This is a genomic window from Candidatus Pelagibacter sp. (genome assembly GCF_052049855.1).
Classification (GTDB): Bacteria; Pseudomonadota; Alphaproteobacteria; order Pelagibacterales; family Pelagibacteraceae; genus Pelagibacter.
In genome coordinates, this window is the sequence record NZ_JBNGZE010000002.1 from 131,428 (window position 1) to 153,753 (window position 22,326).

Annotated in this window: 21 protein-coding genes; 17 read left to right on the plus strand and 4 right to left on the minus strand. The window is 26.7% G+C overall.

Annotated features, from left to right (window positions below):
* The 17 genes from proS to lpxB all read left to right on the plus strand — a co-directional run bounded on the left by proS (position 1) and on the right by lpxB (position 18,383).
* Complete coding sequence (proS, locus tag ACTT9X_RS02755) at positions 1-1,335, plus strand: proline--tRNA ligase (protein ID WP_440934168.1); 1,335 nt, start codon at positions 1-3, stop codon at positions 1,333-1,335.
* Entirely contained in the window at positions 1,332-2,564 is a 1,233-nt protein-coding gene (locus ACTT9X_RS02760; RefSeq protein ID WP_440934169.1) for a lipoprotein-releasing ABC transporter permease subunit, read from the plus strand. Before proS ends, ACTT9X_RS02760 begins: the two co-directional genes overlap by 4 nt.
* Positions 2,557-3,234: an ABC transporter ATP-binding protein gene (locus ACTT9X_RS02765; protein WP_440934170.1), complete on the plus strand. Its 678-nt coding sequence runs from the start codon at positions 2,557-2,559 to the stop codon at positions 3,232-3,234. Before ACTT9X_RS02760 ends, ACTT9X_RS02765 begins: the two co-directional genes overlap by 8 nt.
* The gene (gene dnaE / locus ACTT9X_RS02770) at positions 3,227-6,643 is read left to right on the plus strand and encodes a DNA polymerase III subunit alpha (RefSeq protein ID WP_440934171.1); all 3,417 of its coding nucleotides are present in this window, start codon (positions 3,227-3,229) and stop codon (positions 6,641-6,643) included. Before ACTT9X_RS02765 ends, dnaE begins: the two co-directional genes overlap by 8 nt.
* A 130-nt stretch (positions 6,644-6,773) precedes the next feature.
* A complete protein-coding gene (gene rpsB, locus ACTT9X_RS02775; protein WP_440934172.1) occupies positions 6,774-7,592 on the plus strand; it encodes a 30S ribosomal protein S2 in 819 nt (272 codons plus the stop codon).
* Entirely contained in the window at positions 7,592-8,443 is an 852-nt protein-coding gene (gene tsf, locus ACTT9X_RS02780; protein ID WP_440934173.1) for a translation elongation factor Ts, read from the plus strand. Before rpsB ends, tsf begins: the two co-directional genes overlap by 1 nt.
* Positions 8,444-8,995 (plus strand): ribosome recycling factor, encoded by a 552-nt coding sequence (gene frr / locus ACTT9X_RS02785; RefSeq protein WP_440934174.1) that lies wholly within the window; start codon positions 8,444-8,446, stop codon positions 8,993-8,995.
* Positions 8,992-9,666 carry a polyprenyl diphosphate synthase gene (gene uppS / locus ACTT9X_RS02790; RefSeq protein ID WP_440934175.1) on the plus strand — a complete coding sequence of 225 codons (675 nt, stop codon included), beginning with the start codon at positions 8,992-8,994 and terminating at the stop codon, positions 9,664-9,666. The genes frr and uppS overlap by 4 nt, the downstream gene beginning before the upstream one ends.
* Positions 9,667-9,803: 137 nt before the next feature.
* Positions 9,804-10,277, plus strand: coding sequence for a phosphatidate cytidylyltransferase (locus ACTT9X_RS02795; RefSeq protein ID WP_440934176.1), 474 nt, complete (start codon positions 9,804-9,806; stop codon positions 10,275-10,277).
* A 4-nt stretch (positions 10,278-10,281) separates the two neighbouring features.
* Entirely contained in the window at positions 10,282-11,451 is a 1,170-nt protein-coding gene (locus tag ACTT9X_RS02800) for a 1-deoxy-D-xylulose-5-phosphate reductoisomerase (RefSeq protein ID WP_440934177.1), read from the plus strand.
* Positions 11,452-13,695: an outer membrane protein assembly factor BamA gene (gene bamA / locus ACTT9X_RS02805; protein WP_440934178.1), complete on the plus strand. Its 2,244-nt coding sequence runs from the start codon at positions 11,452-11,454 to the stop codon at positions 13,693-13,695. It abuts the gene before it with no gap.
* Complete coding sequence (locus tag ACTT9X_RS02810; protein ID WP_440934179.1) at positions 13,695-14,216, plus strand: OmpH family outer membrane protein; 522 nt, start codon at positions 13,695-13,697, stop codon at positions 14,214-14,216. The genes bamA and ACTT9X_RS02810 overlap by 1 nt, the downstream gene beginning before the upstream one ends.
* Entirely contained in the window at positions 14,209-14,655 is a 447-nt protein-coding gene (gene fabZ, locus ACTT9X_RS02815; protein ID WP_440934180.1) for a 3-hydroxyacyl-ACP dehydratase FabZ, read from the plus strand. The genes ACTT9X_RS02810 and fabZ overlap by 8 nt, the downstream gene beginning before the upstream one ends.
* A gap of 51 nt (positions 14,656-14,706) precedes the next feature.
* Entirely contained in the window at positions 14,707-15,687 is a 981-nt protein-coding gene (gene lpxD / locus ACTT9X_RS02820; protein ID WP_440934181.1) for a UDP-3-O-(3-hydroxymyristoyl)glucosamine N-acyltransferase, read from the plus strand.
* Complete coding sequence (gene lpxA, locus ACTT9X_RS02825) at positions 15,684-16,466, plus strand: acyl-ACP--UDP-N-acetylglucosamine O-acyltransferase (RefSeq protein ID WP_440934182.1); 783 nt, start codon at positions 15,684-15,686, stop codon at positions 16,464-16,466. Before lpxD ends, lpxA begins: the two co-directional genes overlap by 4 nt.
* A gap of 1 nt (position 16,467) precedes the next feature.
* Positions 16,468-17,253, plus strand: a complete 786-nt coding sequence (gene lpxI, locus ACTT9X_RS02830; RefSeq protein WP_440934183.1) for a UDP-2,3-diacylglucosamine diphosphatase LpxI domain-containing protein — start codon at positions 16,468-16,470, stop codon at positions 17,251-17,253.
* Positions 17,250-18,383 (plus strand): lipid-A-disaccharide synthase, encoded by a 1,134-nt coding sequence (gene lpxB / locus ACTT9X_RS02835; RefSeq protein ID WP_440934184.1) that lies wholly within the window; start codon positions 17,250-17,252, stop codon positions 18,381-18,383. The genes lpxI and lpxB overlap by 4 nt, the downstream gene beginning before the upstream one ends.
* Here lpxB and gltX read toward each other — a convergent pair.
* The 4 genes from gltX to trpD all read right to left on the minus strand — a co-directional run bounded on the left by gltX (position 18,363) and on the right by trpD (position 22,326).
* Entirely contained in the window at positions 18,363-19,760 is a 1,398-nt protein-coding gene (gene gltX, locus ACTT9X_RS02840; RefSeq protein WP_440934185.1) for a glutamate--tRNA ligase, read from the minus strand. The genes lpxB and gltX overlap by 21 nt on opposite strands.
* A gap of 22 nt (positions 19,761-19,782) precedes the next feature.
* Positions 19,783-20,460: a transcriptional repressor LexA gene (lexA, locus tag ACTT9X_RS02845; protein ID WP_440934186.1), complete on the minus strand. Its 678-nt coding sequence runs from the start codon at positions 20,458-20,460 to the stop codon at positions 19,783-19,785.
* Positions 20,461-20,549: 89 nt separating this feature from the next.
* Complete coding sequence (locus tag ACTT9X_RS02850; protein ID WP_440934187.1) at positions 20,550-21,341, minus strand: indole-3-glycerol phosphate synthase TrpC; 792 nt, start codon at positions 21,339-21,341, stop codon at positions 20,550-20,552.
* Positions 21,334-22,326, minus strand: a complete 993-nt coding sequence (gene trpD, locus ACTT9X_RS02855) for an anthranilate phosphoribosyltransferase (protein ID WP_440934188.1) — start codon at positions 22,324-22,326, stop codon at positions 21,334-21,336. The genes ACTT9X_RS02850 and trpD overlap by 8 nt, the downstream gene beginning before the upstream one ends.

Sequence of the window (22,326 nt, forward strand, 5' to 3'; positions counted from 1 at the left end):
ATGCTTTTATCAAATTCATTTATACCAATATTAAAAAATAATCCTTCAGAAGCAAAAATTAAATCTCATCAATTGATGTTGAGAGTAGGCATGATTAAGCAAGCCTCCGCAGGAATTTATTCATGGTTACCTTTAGGTTTTAAGGTAATGAAAAAAATAGAAGAAATTGTCAGACAAGAACAAAATAAAATTGGAGCTCAAGAAATTTTAATGCCAACAATTCAATCCAGTGAAATTTGGAAAGAAAGTGGTCGTTATGACGATTATGGTGAAGAGATGTTAAGAATAACCGACCGTCAAAACAGAGAAATGTTATATGGACCAACCAATGAAGAGCAAGTTACCGAAATTTTTAGATCTTCAATAAAATCTTATAAATCACTCCCACAACTTATGTATCATATTCAATGGAAGTTCAGAGATGAAATTAGACCTAGATTTGGAATTATGCGTGGTAGAGAGTTTTATATGAAAGATGCCTATTCATTTGATGTATCAGATGAGGAAGCTTTTTATTCTTATAATAAATTCTTTCTTTCTTATTTAAGAACATTTAAAAGATTATCTTTGATAGCAATACCAATGGCTGCTGATACAGGACCTATAGGTGGAAATTTATCTCATGAATTTATTATTCTTGCTGATACTGGAGAAAGTAAAATTTTCACAGATAAAAGAATATTTGATCTTGATAGTGATGATACTGAAATAGAAAAAGTATCATTGGAAAGTATGAGAAAAAAATATGAAAAGTTTTATGCTGTAACTGATGAAAAGTTTAATAAAGAAGAGTTTGAAAAAATTGTTTCTAAGGAAAATCAATTGATTACAAAAGGTATCGAAGTAGGCCATATATTTTATTTTGGTGACAAATATTCAAAACCAATGGGAGCATCTGTTGATTTACCAGGAGGAAAAAAAGATTTTGTTAAAATGGGTTCTTATGGAATTGGTGTATCAAGGTTAGTAGGGGCTATAATTGAGGCAAAATATGATGACAAAAATGAAATCATGAAATGGCCATTGTCTGTTGCTCCTTATGATATTGCTTTAATACCTATGATAAATAAAAATGATAGCTCAGCTTTAGATAAAGCAAATAATATCAATAAAGAATTACTCAAAAATAACATTGATGCAATCATTGATGATACAGATGAAAATTTTTCATCAAAAACTAAAAAAATGAATTTAATTGGTGCCCCATATCAAATTATTATCGGTAAGAAAAGTGAAGGGGATTTATTAGAGTTCAAAGAAACTGGTGGTGAAACTCAAAATTTACCTTTAAGTAAAATTATTGAAATTATAACTAAACAAAAAAATTCAATTTGATTTCTACTTTAGAAAAAGAAATTACTTTAAGATTTTTAAAAGCCAGAAAAAAAGATGGTTTTTTGAATGTTATATCTATTTTTTCTTTTATAGGAATAAGTCTTGGAGTTGCAGTTCTTATAATTGTGATGTCAGTTATGAACGGATTTAGGACTGAGCTGATTAATAAAATAGTAGGCTTTAATTCGCACATAACTGTAAAAACTTATGGAAATCCAATCGATGAAAAAAAAATAAATAAAAAAAATTTAAAATTAATTTCTGAAAATATTATTTTAAGTAACTCTGGTGAAGCTATTATACTTAAAAACGATATATCAAAAGGAATAGTTCTACGTGGATATGAAAAAGATGCCTTTTCAAGTTTAGAAATTGTCAAAAATGAAAAATTTAAAGGCAACAAAAATCAATTAAATGGAAATTATATATCGATAGGAAATGAATTAAGTTTTTCATTAGATGTTAAAATAGGTGACGAATTAACTTTACTTTCGCCATCAGGGGTAGAAACAATAATTGGCAGTATGCCAAAACAGAAAACATTTTTGGTAACATCAATTTACAATAGTGGTTTATCTGAGTTTGATAACAATATTGCATTTATTAATTTAAATACACTTGAAGATTTTTTTGACTATAAGTCAGAGGATAGAAATTTAGAAATTTATTTAAAAAACCCAAATAAAATTGAGCAGCAAAAATTCATTGTCCAAGAAATTTTTGATGAAGAATTTGTTTTTAGTTGGGCTGATATGAATAGTTCATTATTTTCTGCCTTAAAAGTAGAAAGAAATGTAATGTTTATTATCTTATCTTTAATAATTATTGTGGCAGCCTTTAATATAATTTCTGGGTTAACAATTTTAGTTAAAAACAAAACAAGAGATATCGCAATTTTAAAGTCAATTGGTGTGTTAAATAAATCAATTGTAAAAATATTTTTTTTAGTAGGTGTAATAATAGGAACATCTGCTACTATTTTTGGAATTTTTTTGGGTGTAACGTTTTCTCTTTATATAGAGAATTTTAGACAATTCCTTAGCTCTACATTTAATATAAGTTTATTTCCAGAAGAGATTTATTTTTTAAGCAAGATGCCTTCAGAAATAGATCCATCATCAATATTTTTAATATCAATTTGTTCAATAATTATAACAATATTAGTTTCAATTTTTCCTGCCTTTAAGGCAGCCAAACTGGACCCAATTAAATCTTTAAAATATGAATAATTTTCTTGAATTAAAAAAAATATTTAAAACCTTTAAAACTGAAAAAACAGTTAAAGTATTAAAAAATCTTTCTCAAAAATTTGATAAAGGAAAAAGCTATTCTATAATGGGGCCATCCGGGTCAGGTAAATCAACCTTATTAAATTTAATTTCATTGATCGATAGACCATCATCTGGATCAATCCATTTTGATAAAATTCCTGTAAATTTCAATGAATCTGAAAAAAATGATGTTTATAGATCCAAAAAAATAGGAATTGTTTATCAACAAAATAATCTTCTCCCAGATTTTACTGCTTTAGAAAATATATATTTGGCCTCACTTGCAATTAATGACAATAAAGAATTAGCAATATCTAATGCAGAAAAATTAATCAAAAAAATTGGTCTTTCTAAGAGGGCAGATCACTTTCCATCTCAATTATCAGGTGGTGAAGCTCAAAGAGTTGCTATAGCAAGGGCGATTGTAAATGATCCTGAAATTATTTTAGCGGATGAACCGACTGGAAGTTTGGATATGGAAACAGCAAAAGATGTTTTTGAACTTTTATATAAACAAAAAAGGTCAGATAGACTGATTATATTTGCAACTCATAATAGATTCTTTGCTAATAAGGCAGATTGCCTATTGGAGATGATAGATGGTAGTATAAAATCGTTTAATGACTGAGTTTCATTCTCAAAATTTCAATCATCTTAAAATTCATACTCAATATTCTATTTGCGAAGGAGCAGCTAGAATTGATGATTTACAAGAATATTCTAAGAAAAATAAAATAAAATCTCTTGGTTTGTGTGACACTTCAAATTTATGTGGAGCGCTTGAATTTGCTGAAAAGATCTCAAAGTCTGGAACTCAACCAATAATTGGAACTCAAATTAATTTTAAAATTGGAGAAACAATGGGTTTACTACCTTTGTTTGCTTTAAATGAAGCTGGATATAAAAATATAATAGAACTTTCATCTTTATCGTATTTAGAAAACGATGAATTGTCAGATCCACATGTAGATTTTGAATTACTATTAAGTAATTCCAAAGGTGTTGCTGTATTTTCAGGAACTGTTTTTGGTCTATTTGGTAAATTATTTGATAAAGGAAAGTTTAGTGAAATTCATGAGCTTTATAATAAAATTAAAAACGCTTTTGATGATAGATTTTACTTAGAGATTCAAAGACATAATGATCAAAAAGAAATTGGATTTGAAAAATTTAATTTAAAAAAATCTTTAGATTTGGAAATACCTATTATTGCAACTAATGAAGTTTTTTATTTAGATAAAGAAATGCACGAAGCCCATGATGCTTTAATTTGTATCGGTAACAAGTCATATGTAAACGAAAAAAATAGATTAAAATTTACTAACCAACATTATTTAAAAACTAACGCAGAGATGTCCGAATTATTTGCTGACTTACCTGAGGCTTTAGAAAATAATTATAATTTTCCATTAAGATGTAGTTATAGACCTTTATTTTCATACCCAATATTACCTAATATTAGCAGTGATAAAGATGGAAATGCAGATGAAATTTTAAAAAAAGATTCCATTGAGGGATTAAAAGTCAAATTCAATAAGATCTTTAATTTAAGTGATGAAGATTTAGAAAATAATAATTCTTATAGAGAATATAAGAACAGACTTAATCATGAACTTTCTATTATTATAGAAATGAAATATTCTAGTTATTTTCTTATAGTTGCCGATTATATTAAATGGGCTAAAAACAATGATATACCTGTAGGTCCTGGAAGAGGCTCTGGTGCTGGCTCATTAGTAGCTTGGTGTTTATCAATAACAGATGTTGATCCAATAAAATTTAATCTTATTTTTGAAAGATTTTTAAATCCAGATAGAATTTCAATGCCAGATTTTGATATAGACTTTTGTGAGGATAAAAGGGATCAAGTCTTTGAATATCTAACAACCAAATACAAAGATAGCGTGGCACACATTATAACATTTGGTAAATTAAAAGCCCGAATGGTAATTAGAGACGTTGGGAGAGTTTTGGGTTTACCTTATGGATTTGTTGATAGCATATCTAAAATGATACCTTTCGATCCATCTAGACCACAAAATTTAACCCAGTGCATTGCAGGAGAACCACGATTACAAAAACTTATTAATGATGATCCAAGGGTGAAGAAACTTACTGATCTATCATTAAAATTAGAAGGTCTTAACAGAAATGTTGCTACTCACGCCGCTGGAGTAGTAATAGCAGATAAAAAACTTACTGAGGTTGTTCCTTTGTATAAAGATGTTTCTGCAGATCTATTATTACCATCTACACAATTTGATATGTACTCTGCAGAAAATGCAGGTTTAGTAAAATTCGATTTTTTGGGCTTAAAAACACTTACTGTAATTAACAATACACAAAAACTTGTAAGAAAAAAAATTAAAGATTTTGATATAGAAAAAATTAATTATGAAGATCAAAAAGTATTTGATCTAATGTCAACAGGTAAAACGGTTGGCTTATTCCAAATTGAAAGTGCCGGTATGAGAGAAGCCTTAACTCAAATGAAACCAAATCATATTGAAGATATTATTGCCTTAGTTGCTTTATACAGACCGGGACCAATGAGCAATATTCCAATATATAATGACTGCAAACATGGAAAACAAAAACCAGATTATTTACACCCACTTCTAGAAGATATTTTAAAACCAACTTATGGTGTAATTATTTATCAAGAACAGGTAATGCAGATTGCACAAAAATTATCAGGATTTACAGCAGGACAAGCTGATCTTTTGAGAAGAGCAATGGGTAAAAAGAAAAGAGCAGAACTTGAAAAACAAAAACAAGGGTTTATTGCTGGAGCTGTTAAAAATGGAATATCAAAAGATGTTGCAGCTGGAATTTTTTTAAAAATTGAACCATTTGCGGAATATGGCTTTAATAAAAGTCATGCAGCTGCGTATGCAATAATATCTTACCAAACTGCATTTTTAAAAACATATTATCCAAAAGAGTTTATTGCAGCATCAATGACTATGGATATATCTAATCAAAATAAGTTAAGTGAGTTTTATGAAGAATTAAAAAGATTAAATGTTCAAGTTGTTCGTCCAGATATAAATGAATGTTTTGCTGATTTTAGAACGATTGATGATAAATTTTATTATGCACTGGGAGGAATTAAAGCTGTAGGCTATGAGGCAATATCAAACATAGTAAAAGAAAGAACTTTAAATGGAAAATTTGAGTCAATTCATGATTTTATAAATAGAGTAAACCCAAAAGATATAAACAAACTCCAATTAGAAGGTTTAGTTAAAGCAGGTGCATTTGATAAATTAAACTTAAACAGACAAGCTTTGTATAATTCTATTCCCACAATAATAGCTAAAAATAAAAATATATTTGATAATAAATCTGCAAATCAGATTGATTTATTTGCAGAAGATAAAAGTATGCAGAATGAGATTATAATAAAAACCGAAGATTGGAAATTTGAAGAAAGATTATCTAAAGAATTTGAAGCGGTAGGTTTCTTTGTTTCTGACCATCCGTTAAATCAATTTACAGAGATTTTTAATGATTATAAAATAAAAAATTATTCAATTTTTATCTCAAAAGAAGATTTAAAAGACGCCAACATAGCGGCTACACTGCTGAAGGTTCAAGAAAGAAAAACTGCAAAAGGAAATTCATATGCTGTTTTGAAATTAACAGACCTATCAAGTGTATTTGAGCTTTTTATCTTTTCAGATGTTCTTGAGTTAAATAGAGATATTTTAAAAGAGGGTAGCTCTCTCATTTTAACATTATTTAAAAATACTTCGAATGATGAAAATAGATTAACTAGAATAAACGTTCAAAAAATAGCTTCTCTTAAAAATTTATTTAATAGTCCTATAAACGAGATTTCATTCAATCTAAATTCTCATGAACAAATTAAAAAAATATCTACAATCTTGAAAGATGAAGGCAAAACAGTAGTAAATATTAACTTGGTTAAAGGTGAAAATATACTTCAATTTAGATTGAGAAATCCACGTAAATTGGACAGAAAAGCTTTAAATCTCTTAAGAAATCAGCAAATTCAAGCAATAATTAACTAAATAATCACTTGTTAAACATAGTAAATATTTGTAAATAACCACTAAATTAAATTAACACGCACACAGTTTTTGGTTTTATACCTCCGGTCCTTAGTTGGAAATTACTGTGGTGGCTTAACCGGGAATAAATATGAAAATACCTAATATAACAATTCAGCAATTACTAGAAGCAGGTGTTCACCTTGGGCACAAAACATTGAGATGGAATCCAAAAATGAAAAAATATATTTTTGGAAAAAGAGACTCCATTCATATTATTGACTTAACTCAAACACTTGAATTAACAAAAGTAGCTTTGGAAAAAGTTTATGAAACTATTGCAAATAATGGTAAAATTTTATTTGTTTCTACAAAAAAACAAGCGTCTGAAGCCATAGCTGAAGTTGCAAAAGAAACAGATCAATATTTTGTTAATTACAGATGGTTAGGTGGCATGCTAACTAATTGGGGAACTATTTCAAATTCAATCAAGAAATTAAAAAAACTTGAAACCGATCTAATAGCAGAGAACAGAGGTTTTACAAAAAAAGAGCTTCTTAAAATGAGTGTTAAAAAAGATAAACTTCAAAGATCTTTAGGTGGAATAGCTGATATGAAAAAAGTTCCTGATCTATTATTTGTTATTGATACAAATTATGAGTCTTTAGCTATTGCAGAGTCAGCAAAATTAGGAATACCAATTATCGCAATTGTAGATAGTAATTCTAATCCAGATAATATTGATTATCCAATCCCAGGTAATGACGATGCAAGAAGAGCTATTGACCTTTATTGTAATCTTATTAAAGAAACAATAAACAGTGCAAAAAGTGCTGGACCTAAGGCAGAGTCAAAAAAAGAAAATGTTAAAGATGATAATTCCTTCAATAAAACTAAAACGATTCAGGAGTTAGATAGAGAAAAATTAGAAAAAAAATTCTCTAAAGCAGATAAGGAGTCTTTAAATTAATGAGTGATATAGAAAAGGTTAAAAAACTCAGAGAAGCTACCGGAGCTGGTTTTAAAGATTGTAATTTAGCTATTAAGGAGTCAAACGGAGACCTGGATAAAGCAATTGAAATTTTAAGAGTTAAGGGTATTTCAAAAGCCTCTAAAAAAATGTCTAGAGATGCAAAAGAGGGTGTTGTTGTTGTAAGCGGAGATGAAACAAAAATATCAGTAATTGAGGTTAATTGTGAAACAGATTTTGTTGCAAAAAATGACGACTTTATTTCATTCGTTAAAGAATTAAGTGATCTGAATAACAGTAATAATTCAGATGTTGAGGAACTGAAAAAAACAAAAATGAGAAATGGTCAAACAGTTGACGATAATTTAGTTGCTTTGATTGCAAAGATTGGTGAAAAAATTACTATCGGGAAAGCCAAAACAATTCAAAATTCTGATGGAGTTAATAATCACTACCTTCATACAGTCGTAAAAGATAATGTTGCCAAATTAGCAGTTATGGTCTCATTGATTACAAAAGATAATTCTGATGTTATAAAAACATTTAGTAAACAATTATCGATGCATATTGCAGCTTCAAATCCATTAGCTTTAGAGTCTAGCTCTATAGATCAATCAATTATCGAAAAAGAGCAAGAACTAGTTACTGAAGAGTTAAAAAATTTGGGAAAACCAGATGATATTGCAAAAAAAATAAGCCTAGGCAAGATGAATAAATTTAAAGAGGAAAATGCTCTTTTAACTCAAGCTTGGGTTATGGAGCCAAAGAAGAAAGTGCAAGATGTAATAAAAGAACTTTCTATAACTGATTTGAAGATTAAAGAGTTTTATAGAATAAAGATTGGAGAATAAATGTTTGATGAAAAATCATACAGCCTTAAAATGGATAAAACCATTGAGGTTTTCTCAAAAGAATTGTCTTCTTTAAGAACGGGCAGAGCTAATGCATCTATGCTAGATTTGATAAAAGTAGATGTATATGGACAAAAAATGCCAATTAATCAGGTTGCTAGCATAACTACCCCTGAGCCGAGAATGATAAATATCCAGGTGTGGGATGTGAACAACGTAAATTTAGTGGATGCAGCAATACAAAAGTCAGATTTGGGATTAAATCCTCAAATTGATGGTCAATTAATACGATTACCTGTCCCTGAACTAAATGAGGAAAGACGAATTGAACTTAAGAAATTAATAAAGTCGATTGGTGAAAAATGTAAAGTTTCAATAAGAAATATTAGACGAGAGGCAAATGAGGATCTTAAAAAACTCTTAAAATCTAAAGTGATAAGCGAGGATCAAGAAAAATCTCATGAAAAAAAAATTCAAACTATCACTGATGACCACATAAAATCTGTAGACGATAAAGTTTCCTCAAAAGAAAAAGAAATAATGACCATATGAATCCATTAAATCATGTAGCCATTATCATGGATGGCAATGGAAGATGGGGTTTAAAATATAAAAATTCTAGAAATGAAGGTCATAAAGCTGGATTAAGAACAGTTGAGAAAATAATTAGAGCGTCAATTAGAAATAATATTAAGTTTTTAACATTATTTGCTTTTTCTACAGAAAATTGGAAAAGACCCAAAAACGAGGTTTCATTTTTGTTTAGTTTATTAGAAAATTTTCTAAAAAATAAAATTAACGACCTCCATGACAAGAATATTAGATTAAAAATTATTGGTATTAAAAATTTTTCAAAAAAAATTAACAAATTACTTAGCTTGTCTGAAAAAAAAACTTCTAAAAATACCAGATTACAAATAAATCTAGCTTTAAATTATGGTTCAAAATCAGAATTAGTTTATGCTTTTAAATCGATTTTAAAAAATAAAGATTCAATTACAGAAAAAAATTTATCAAAATATTTATTTACAAAAAATATACCTGATCCAGAAATTTTAATAAGAACTGGTGACAAAAAAAGACTTAGCAATTTTCTATTATGGCAACTTGCTTACACTGAAATTTTTTTCGAAAAAAAACTTTGGCCAGCTTTTAATGAAAAAGATTTCAATAAAATAATTAAAGAATATAAATTTATAAAAAGAAACTTTGGAAAAATATAATGACACAGTTTTTGAAAAGAATTTTTAGTTCAGTAATTTTATTTCCTTTAGTACTTTTTTTTATATTTGAAGGTTCATATTATCTTTTATGCTTTACAATATTATGCTTTATAATCTCCTATATAGAGTGGTACAGAATGGTTAATAAAATTAGGGATAAACTAATTGGATTTATATTCTTATTTATTTCTTTTTATATATTTTATAATCTTTCTATTGAGCAAATTATATTAATTCCACTTTTTATATGTGTCCTGACTGACCTTGGTGGATATATTTTTGGTAAGATTTTTAAGGGACCAAAATTAACAAAAATTAGTCCAAACAAAACATATGCTGGAACTATTGGTGGTTTTTGTTTATCACTAATTTTTGTTTCATTATATTTAAATCATATAAATATTGAAATTACAATTAGATGGATTGTAATTATCATTTTAATATCTTTTGTTAGTCAAATAGGAGATATAACAATATCATACTTCAAGAGATTGTCTAAGATTAACGATACTGGAAATATAATACCAGGCCATGGAGGTTTGCTCGATAGAATAGATGGTATGATTTTTGCATTTCCAATTTATTATTTAATTCAACTTAGTGGTTTTTAATCAAATGCGAAAAAAAATTGCTATTTTAGGTTCAACGGGTTCAATAGGAAAAACATTAATAAATATAATCAGAAAAGATAAAAAAAATTTTGAAATAGTTTTATTGAGTGCAGAAGAGAATTATAAAGAACTTTTAAAACAAGCAAAATTTTTTAAAGTAAAAAATTTAATTTTGACAGGAAGAGATAGCTATTCGAAATTAAACAAGAATACATATTCAAAAAAAATTAATATTTTTAATTCATTTGAAAAATTTGATAAAATTTTTAAAACAAAGGTTGATTATACAATGAGTTCAATTACAGGTATCCAAGGACTTAAACCAACTATTGATATTATCAAATATAGTAAAACAATCGCAATTGCTAATAAAGAAGCAATAATTTGTGGTTGGAATTTAATAGATAAAAATTTAAAAAAATACAAAACCAAATTTATTCCAGTAGACTCTGAACATTTTTCTATTTGGTATGCTTTAAGAGATATTGATAAAAATCTTGTAGATAATATTTGCATTACTGCTTCAGGTGGTCCTTTTTTAAATAAACCTATAAACAAATTAAAAAACGTAAATATTAATCAAGCTACAAAACATCCCAATTGGAAAATGGGTAAAAAAATTTCTATAGACTCTGCCACAATGATTAATAAAGTTTATGAGGTTATAGAGGCAAAAAATATTTTTAATTTACATTATAATCAAATAAATATTTTAACACATCCAAAGTCATATGTTCATGCAATAGTTAAATTTAAAAATGGGTTAATCAAAATTGTTGCACATGATACCTTTATGAAAATACCAATATTTAATACGTTGTATTCTAATGAATTTAGAAAAATTAATTCTAATAAAATTGACATAAAAAAACTCAATAAGTTAAATTTTAATAAAGTTAATCCAAAGAGGTACCCAATGATTAAGCTTTTATCTTTATTACCAAAAAGAAATTCTCTGTATGAGACAGTTGTTGTTGCGGCTAATGATATGTTAGTAGAATGTTTTTTGAAAAATAAGATTAAATTTACTGATATTCAAAAAGATTTATTTAAATTAATTAAGCATAAAGAGTTTTTAAAATATAAAAAAAATTCACCAAAAAATATAAAAGATATAATAAATTTAAATAATTATATTCGTTCAAAAATACAAAAAAAAGTGTATAAAATCTAAATGTTTACAAGTTGTTCAAAATTATTTTTAACTTTTTTTGTATTATTCTTGTTAAGTTCAAATGCATATTCAGTAACACTAACAAATATAAATGTTGAGGGTAATGATCGTATATCAAATGAAACAATTAAAATGTTCTCTGATGCTAAAATTGGTGATGATTTAAATGAAGTTGAATTAAATGAAATATTAAAAAAACTTTATGAGACAAATTATTTTGAGGATGTTTCAATAGAATTCATTGAAGGAAAACTTAATATAACAGTTAAAGAAAATCCCATTATAGAAAATGTAAATTATATTGGTATTAAGTCAAATACACTAAAAGAAAGTATCACTAAAAATTTAAATTTGAAGTCAAGATCATCTTATAATGATATTTTATTAGAAAAAGATAGAAATTTAATTTTATCTTCACTTAAAGAACAGGGTTATTATTTTTCTGAAGTTGTAATTGAAATAGTAGACTTAAAAGATAACAAGATTGATTTAAATTATAATATTGAGCTTAATAATAAAGCCAAAATAAAAAAAATATCTTTCATTGGTAATAAAATTTATAAAGATCGAAAATTAAGAAATATAATAATAAGTGAAGAATATAAATTTTGGAAAATTATTTCTGGTAAAAAATATTTAAATGAAAATTTAATAAATTTTGATAAAAGATTATTACGTAATTTTTATTTAAATAAAGGTTATTATGATGTTAAAATAAATTCATCTTTTGCAAAATTAATAGATAATAATGGATTTGAATTAATTTTTAATATAGATGCAAAAAATAAATTTTATTTTGGAAATTTAAGTTTAATTATTCCCACTGATTTTGATGACGCTAATTTTGAAAATCTTAACAAAATTTTTGAAGATCTCAAAAATGAACCTTATTCAATAAATTCTGTTGAAAATATAATTAATGAGATAGATAAAGTTGCAATATCTGAACAATATGAGGCAATTCAGGCTTTAGTGAAAGAAAATATAGAAGATAATACAATTAATCTTGAATTCTTGGTTGAAGAAACTGAAAAATTTCTAGTTGAGAAAATAAATATTTTTGGAAATAATATCACCAGGGAGAGTGTTATTAGGAATCAATTTTATATTGATGAAGGTGATAATTTTAATGACATATTAGCAAATAAAACAATTAACGAAATCAAATCATTAAATTTTTTTAAAACAGTTGAGCTGGATATCGTTGAAGGAAAAAATCAAAACTCTAAAATTTTAAATATTAATGTTGAAGAAAAACCAACCGGAGAAATTATGGCTGGTGCTGGTTTTGGAACGGATGGATCTGTAGTCGAATTTGGTGTAAAAGAAAACAACTATTTAGGAAAAGGTTTAGCTGTTGTTTCAAATTTATCCGTCGGTTCTGACAATATAAGTGGAAATTTAAGTATTAAAAATCCAAATTTCAAAAATACTGATAAAGCAGTTAATTTTGGGTTACAAGCAAATGAAAACGATAGATTAGTAGACTCAGGATATAAATCAAAAAAAATTGGTAGTTCATTAGGTACAAATTTTGAATATTTAGAGGATCTTAATTTTGGAATAAAAGCATCATCATTTATTGAAAAAATAGAAACTGATACAAACGCTTCAGCTAGACAAAAAAAAATGGAAGGTGACTACTTTGATACATATTTAAAATTAAGTTTTGACTATGATAAACGAAATCAAAAATTTAATACAAATGACGGATTTAGAAGTTTTTACTCAGTCGATTTGCCATTAATAAGTGATAATAATACATTGACCAACATGTATAATTATAAAGTATTTTCTGAACTTTATGAGGATAATATTTCTTCTATATCTTTAACTCTAAGTTCTGCAAATTCTATTACAGATGATGATGTTAAACTTTCTGAAAGGTTATATATACCAGGAAAAAAATTAAGAGGATTTGTGAGAGGTAGAGTTGGTCCAAAAGATGGAGCTGATTTTATAGGTGGAAATTATTATGCAATTATGAATCTTTCATCTACATTACCTCAAATACTTCCTAACTCTCAAAACATTGATTTTGCAACATTTATAGACGTCGCAAATCTTTGGGGAGTTGATGATAAATCTTTAGATGATTCAAGCAAAATAAGAAGTTCAGTTGGTTTAGGGGTTGACTGGTTTACTGCCGTAGGTCCATTAAGTTTTTCTTTTGCTCAACCAATAACAAAAGACTCGACTGATGAAACTGAAACTTTCAGATTTAATCTTGGAACAACATTTTAATGTATTTAAATAGAAAGTTTTTTGTTTTTTTTATATTATTTTTTTTTAAATTTAATTTAATAAATGCATCTGAAAAAATTGCTTTTCTAGATCTTGATTATGTATTAAATAATTCAAATTTAGGCAAAAAAATCTATAACGATTTAGAAAGTATAAATAATAAAAATTTATCAGAATTAAAACAAGAAGAAAAAATTATTATAGAAAAAAAAGACACAATAAATAAAACAAAAAATATAACTTCTAAAGAAAAACTTGAAGATGATATTGAAAAATTTAATCAAGAAGTTGATAATTATAAACAAAAAAAAAATAAATTAATGAGCGAATTTCAAAAAATTAAAAAAACTAAATTGGATAATTTTTTAAAAGTTGTTTCTCCTTTGATTCAAGATTATATGGTTAAAAATTCTATTGATATTTTATTTGATAAAAAGAATATTTTTATTGGAAAAGATAGCAAAGATATAACAAATGACATAATTGAAATAATTAATATCAAATTTGAGAGTGATGGATAAATTAAATAAAGATCAAATTCGTAAACTTTTACCACATCGTGAACCGATGCTTCTGATAGACGAGCTATACGATATAGAAAAATTATCAACCGCAACTGCATTGGTCAAAGTAAGGGAGAATAGTTTTTTTGTACAAGGTCACTTTCCTGGTAATCCTGTAATGCCTGGTGTTTTGATAGTGGAGTCCTTTGGACAAGCAGCAGCAGCTTTAACTGCATCAGGATTAGATAAATCTACTTATGAAAATAAATTAGTATTTTTAATGGGTGTTGAAAAAGCAAGATTTAGAAATCCTGTAATACCAGATTGTGATTTAATTCTCAAAATTGAAGCAATAAGATCCCATGGCAAGGTTTGGAAATATAAAGGTGAAGCTTTTGTTGATGATAAAAAAATGGCTGATGCAATATGGTCAGCAACAATTGTAGATAGGAAATAAATAGCAATAATTGTTGATAACCTGAGTTAGATTGCTTTGATAAAAACAATCATGGCTAATCCTTTTTTTAAAAATCATGGTCCTTTTAAAATCAAAGAGTTAATAGAAACTTTAAGATTAAAAGATTTTGTAATTAAAAACAATTTAGAAGTTTTAGACATAAAAGATTTACTTAATTCAGAAAAAGGAGATATCACTTTTTTTCACTCAAAAAAATACAAAGATATAGCAAAAAAAACAAAAGCTTCTTTTTGTATAATTACTGAAAACCTAAAAGATGACTTAAATAAAAATTGTATTCCTTTAGTAGTAAGAAATGTATTGTTTTCAACGTCATTAATAACGTCAAAATTTTATCCAGAATCTTTATACGATAATTTTGATGATACGGTAAATTTTATAAATGATACAAAATTTAAAAATACAGTTAAATCTGGAAAAAATGTTTTAATTGGAAAAAATGTATCGATTGGTAACAATTGTTCTATTGGTCATAATACTATAATTGAAAAAAACGTATCAATTGGTGATAATTGTTCTATAGGATCAAATGTAATTATTAGAAATACTATAATAAAAAAAAATATAAAAATTTTAGATAATTGTAATATTGGCAAGCATGGTTTTGGTTTTTTTCCAAATAAAGATAACAACATACGATATCCACATATAGGTGCTGTAATTATTGAGAGTAATTGTGAAATAGGATGTGGCTCAACTATTGATCGAGGATCTATGTCTAATACAATTATTGGTGAAAATACATATCTGGATAATCAAATTCATATAGCTCACAACGTAAAAATTGGAAAAAACTCAATTATTGCTGGGCAAGTTGGAATTGCTGGTAGTTCAACATTAGGAGAAAATGTTAAAATTGGCGGTCAAGCAGGTATATCTGGACATTTAAAAATTGGAAACAATGTTGAGATTGGTGGTGGAAGTGGAGTAATAAAAGATATCCCTGATAATTCTAAAGTCATGGGTTATCCAGCAAAAAACTTTAGGGATTTTTTAAAAGAAAATAGATGATACATAAAACGGCAATTATAGACTCAAAAGCAAAGATCTCTAAAAATGTTAAAGTTGGACCTTATTCAGTAATAGGAGCAAATGTTGAGATAGGTGAAAATACCGAAATACACTCACATGTAAATATCTCTGGTTACACTAAAATTGGAAAAAATAATAAAATTTACCCATTTGCTTCCATAGGAAATGATCCACAAGATTTGAAATATGTAGGCGAAAAAACAGATTTAGAAATAGGAGATAGTAACAAAATTAGAGAATACGTTACAATGAATCCAGGAACAAATGGTGGTGGCGGTTTAACAAAAATAGGAAATAATTGCTTGTTTATGGTTTCAGCTCATGTTGCTCACGATTGTTTTGTTGGAAATAATGTAATATTGGCTAACAATGTACCTCTTGGTGGTCATGCACATATTGATGATTATGCTATTATTGGTGGAAACTCTGCAGTTCAACAGTTTACTAGAGTTGGAAAAGCTGCAATGATTGGTGGCATGTGTGGTGTAGTAAGGGATGTGATTCCTTATGGAATAGCACATGGAAATAGAAGTATTTTGCAAGGATTAAATTTAATTGGCTTAAGAAGAAAAAATATTCCAAATAAAGAAATAATGGCTTTAAGTGAAGCTTATAAAGAAATTTTCAAAAGTGAAAATTTGACAGAAAATTTAAGTAATTTATCAAATGAATTTAAGAATAATGCATTAGTTACAGAAGTTGTTGCATTTATAGAAAAAGATAAAAAAAGACCGATTTGTACCCCGTTTTCAAAATAAGATGATAGGCTTGTTTTTAGGTGACACTGATTTTTCAGATATAGTTCTTAATAAAATTAAAAGATTAAAAAAAAAATATTTTATAATTGACTTTTCAAGAAATAATAAATTTCAGGAAGATAAAAATTCTTTTAGAATAAGCATTGGAAAATTTGGATCAATAATTAATTTAATTAAACAAAAAAAATGTAAAAAAGTTCTGTTTGCAGGCAAGATTGCTAAACCTAATTTTTCATCTTTAAGATTAGATTTAAAAGGAATTTATTATATGCCTAGTGTAATCAGAGCAGCTAAAATAGGTGATGCTGCTATAATCAAATCAATAATAAAAATCTTAAAAAATGAGGAAATTAAAGTTATTAGTTCAATATTTTTTAATCCAGAGCTTTCATTAAAGAAAGGAAATTTAAGTAAATTAAAACCTAATAAAAAAGACCTTATTTCTATTAAAAAAGCAAAAGCTTATTTTAATAAAACAAAAAGTTTAGACCATGTCCAGGCCATAGTTGTTAAAGATGGTAAAATTTTGGCTAGAGAAGGAAGAGAAGGGACAAAAAAAATGCTATCAAAATTAAAGAAAAATTCTGATGGAATTTTAATAAAGCTACCAAAAAAGAAACAAGATCTAAGAATGGATTTACCAACAATTGGAATTCAAACTTTTATAGATATTAAAAAATATGGATTACGAGGTGTTGTTTTACAATCTAGAAAAAATATTTTTTTAGATAAAATTAAGTGTATTAAATTTGCTAATAAAAATAAGATTTTTATTAATATTATATGAAAAAAATATTCATATTAACTGGTGAACCTTCTGGAGACAAACTAGCCTCAACAGTTATTTCAAGGCTAAAATCTCAAAATCCTAATATTGAATATTCATCTGTTGGTGGAAATCATTTAAAAAAATTAGGAATTGAAAGTATTTTTAATTTAAGCGAAATAACTTATCTAGGTTTTACTAGTATTTTATTTAATATATTTAAAATCAGAAATAAAATTAATCAAACCGTTAATGAAATAATTAAATTTAATCCTGATATACTATTTTCTGTTGACAGCCCTGACTTTACAATGCGTGTAGCTGAAAGAGTTAAAAAAATTAACCATAATATTAAAATAATTCATTATGTAGCTCCCCAAGTTTGGATATGGAGAAAAAATAGAGTAAAAAAAATTAAAAAATATATTGATCATATTCTTCTATTATTTAACTTTGAAAAAAAATATTTTGATAAAGAAAATATAAAAAATACCTTCGTTGGACATCCGTTAATTGAGAATAATCAAGATAATAAAAAAATTGTTGAAAATATAATTCCTAAAGATAAAAAAATTATATCAATTTTCCCCGGAAGTAGAAAATCTGAAACAGACGCATTATTAAATATTTTAATTGATTTCATTAAACTAATGAACAAAAGACATAATGATTTTTATTTTTACTTTCATGCGACAGATGAAAACAAAAAATTAATTTTGTCAGAAATTAAAAAATTTAATATTAAAAATATAGATGTAGTTTCAGATGAAAGTATTAAATCTAAAATTTTATCAAATTCTGCTTTTGCTGTATCTAAATCTGGTACAGTTTCTCTACAAATTTCTAGTTCAAATATACCGTCTATAATTATTTACAAACTCAGTTTTATAAATTTTATGATATTTAAAATGTTAGTTAATGTTAAATTTGCAAATATAATTAATATTATCAATAATCGTGAAGTTATTCCTGAATTGTTACAAAACGAATGTAATGCTAATGAGATCTATAAATCTGTAATTTATCTTTTAAAAAACCCTGATCTTATCAAAAAACAATTATCTGATTGTTCAAAAACATTAGAAGGAATTAGATCTAAAACTTCTTCATCTGAAGAGGCTTGTTTGGTTTTAAGAAATTATCTTAGCTAGTCTCTTTAATACCTCTTCTTTGCCAAGGGCTATAACTATATCATATAAACCAGGACCAAATTTTGATCCTGTTAAACAAATCCGTATTGGCTGACCTACTCCTTTAAAATTTGTATCATTTTTTTTAATCAAATTATTTACCACAGGCTCTAAATTCTCCCTATCTATATTTGATATGGATGATAATTCTTTAATAAATTCTGAAATAATTTTTTTTGCATTACCGTCAATCAATTTAAAATCATCCTTATTGAAGTTAACTTCATCCTTGATGATAAACTTTGCATTATTATATATGTCTTCTAAGGTTTTAGCCTTATTTTTTAAAAATGATAATGAGGATTTAACTTTTATTTCTTTATCATTTTGAATTTTTTCTTTATAGATTTTGCAATATTCATCTAAACATTGATAAAGATCTTTCTCATCAATTGTTTTTATATAGTATTCATTCATTGATAATATTCTGCTCATATCTAGTTTTGATGGTGATTTGCCAATACCTTCTAAATTAAAGTACTTAATACTCTCATCCAGAGTAAATATTTCTTTATCTTGATATGACCATCCAAGTCTAAGTAAATAGTTTCTTAATGCATCAGGCATTATACCTATTTTCGAGTAATCATCCAAAGTCGAGGCATTATCTCTTTTTGACAGTTTTTTACCTTCAATTGTATGAATTAATGGAATGTGCGCAAATTCTGGAACATTCCAAGCCATTGCTTGATATATTTGTATTTGTTTAAAAGTATTTATTTTATGATCATCTCCTCTGATTATGTGAGTCATTCCCATTTGATGATCGTCAACGGTTGCAGATAAGTTGTAAGTTGGTGTTCCATCATTTCTTAAAATTATAAAGTCTTCAATTGTATTATTTTCAATTTCAACATCTCCTTGAACTAGATCTTTAAGTTTAGAATTTCCCTCTATTTTACTTTTAAATCTAATTACAGGTTTAATATCTTTTGGAGCATCTTTTTCATCAGCATCTCTCCATTTTCTATTATAAATATATGGCATCTTTTTTTGCCTAGCTCTTTTTTTTTGTTCCTCTATCTCTTCAGCAGAGCAGTAGCATTTATATGCGTTACCTTTTTTTAATAATTCATTAGCAATTTTAATGTGATCTTTTATTTTTTGTGACTGAATATATTCTTCACCATCATTCTCAATCCCTATCCACTTTAATGATTTAATAATTTGTATTTTGTGTTCCTCTTTTGATCTTTCTTTATCAGTATCTTCAATTCTTAGATGAAAAGTTCCTTTTTGATTTTTAGAGAACAACCAATTAAATAATGCAGTTCTAACTCCACCAATATGAAGAGCTCCAGTAGGGGACGGTGCAAAACGTGTTGCTACTTTAGACATCAATGTTGTTTAGACTATTTTTTTAGAAGTTTCTATATAAAGATACTAAAACTCCTTGAACTTTTACTCTATCAGGTCCAAAAATCTTAGTTTCATAGTTTCTATTGGCACTTTCAAGGGCTACAACTTTACCTTTTTTTCGAATTCTTTTTAACATTGCTTCATGTTCATCTATTAAAGCAACTACAATTTTACCATTGTCAGCAGTATCAGTTCTTTTAATAATAACAGTATCACCTTCGTGTATACCTGCATCTATCATAGAATCACCTTGAACTTTTAATCCAAAGTAATCACCATTTTTTTCTAAATTATTTGGTAGTGGAATTCTAGAAACCTCATTTTGTATTGCTTCAACAGGTGTTCCAGCTGCAATTTTTCCAAGTACTGGTACTTCTGCTTCATCAGAATTAGTTTGCTCTACATCTAATCCACCTTTAATCACACTAGGTGAAAAACTATTATAAATATCATTAGCAGAAGCTGTTTCTGGTAGTTTGATCACTTCTAAAGCTCTTGCTTTGTGAGCTAATCTTTTGATAAAACCTCTTTCCTCTAAAGCACTAATCAACCTGTGAATACCTGATTTAGATTTTAAATTAAGAGACTGCTTCATTTCCTCATATGAAGGAGAGACGCCAGAACTTCTCAACTTCTTGTTGATAAATAAAAGCAGGTTTTTTTGTTTTTTTGTTAGCATAAGAACAAATATCGTACAAACGATGTTCTATAAAAGTTCTTTTAAATTAACAATACTAAAAAAAACAAGTAAAATAGCGCTTAATTTGACTATAAAACTGAAAAAATAGAATTTTTATCTAAGTTTTTTAAAAGTGATTCACCAATCAAAAAAGTGCTAATTGATGTTTTGTTATTTAGATCTAATAACTCATCTTTATTCTTGATTCCACTTTCAGATATTAAAGGACCTTTGTGAGTTTTTACAACATCATAAATATCATAGGTTGTATTTATATCAGTTTTAAGTGTTTTTAAATTTCTATTGTTTATTCCAATTAATGCATTTTTAAAATTTAAAGCTTTTTTAGCCTCTTCTATTGTATGAACTTCAACAATAACCGACATATTATATTTTATAGCTTCATCATATAATTCATAAGCAAGATCGTCTGAAACTCCAGCCAAAATAATTAAAATAGCATCTGCACCATAACTTTTTGCCAAAGGTATTTGAAATTTATCGACAAAAAAATCCTTACACAATATAGGTAAATTTATTTTATCTTTTATTTTGCTTATGTGAATTAAATTTCCTAAAAAATAATCTTCTTCTGTTAAAACTGAAAGGCAAGTTGCCTTATTATTTAAATAAATCTGAGCAATATCTACAGGATTATAATCATCAATTATTATACCTGCTGAAGGACTTGCTTTTTTAATTTCAGCAATAATTGAAGTTTTATTATTTTTTATATTATTTTCTATTTTCTCTTTAAAATTAATATAGCTGTTGTTTTTATTAATTAATTCATCCAAAGTTTTAAGATCTAGAGATTTTTTTAATTTATCAACTTTTTCAATTTTCTTTTGAATGATATTTTGAAGTATATTTTCAGACATTTTGAATTTTTTCTAGATGTAAAAAAGTTTTTCCAGAAAGGATAAATTCTCTTGTGTAATTATATGCTTCAGAAAAGTCTGAAAATTTTTCTCCAACAATTAAACCTGCTGCAGCATTTAAACAAACTGCTTTTGAAAAGTCATTATCTTTGCCTTTAAAAATTTCAATCATCTTATCAGCATTAAATTTTGCATCATCACCCACTAGATTTTTAAAATTATCTGCATTAACCCCTAAAGCATTTGGATCTATTTTTATTTCAGATATTTGACCATCTTTTAATTGAATAACATTGGTGATTGCATATGGAGATATTTCATCTAATCCATCCTCGCTATTTACTATCCAAGCAAATTTTAAATTTAAATTTTTAAGTCCTTCTGCAAAAATTTTTAATAATTTTTTATCAAAAACTCCTACAACTTGTCTTTCTGCAAGTGCTGGATTACTCAATGGACCAATCATATTAAAAATGGTTCTTTTTCCAATTTTCTTTCTTACGGGTCCTACAAATCTCATCGCACTATGATAATTTGGTGCAAACATAAAACCAAAATTGTTGGTATTGATTTCTTTTTCTATGTCCTCAGGTTCTAAATTAATTTTAATTTTAAGAGCTTCTAAAACATCACCGGACCCACATTTCGAGGAAACAGCTTTATTGCCATGCTTAGCAACTTTTGTACCCATGCTAGCTAAAAGTAGGGCAGAAGCAGTTGAAATATTGAGGGTATTCATACCATCACCGCCAGTACCACAAGTATCAATACAATCACTTACATTTACTCGTTTTGATTTTTCTCTCAGAACAAAAACTCCACCTGCTATTTCATCTGAAACTTCACCTTTTTTAGACAGCAAAGTTAAAAAGTCAAAAATTTCATTATCACTGGCTTTTCCTGTCATTAATATTTCAAAAGCAGTTTTACTTTCTTCAAAAGTTAAATCTTGTTTATTTTTAAGTTTTTCTAAAATTTGATCCAT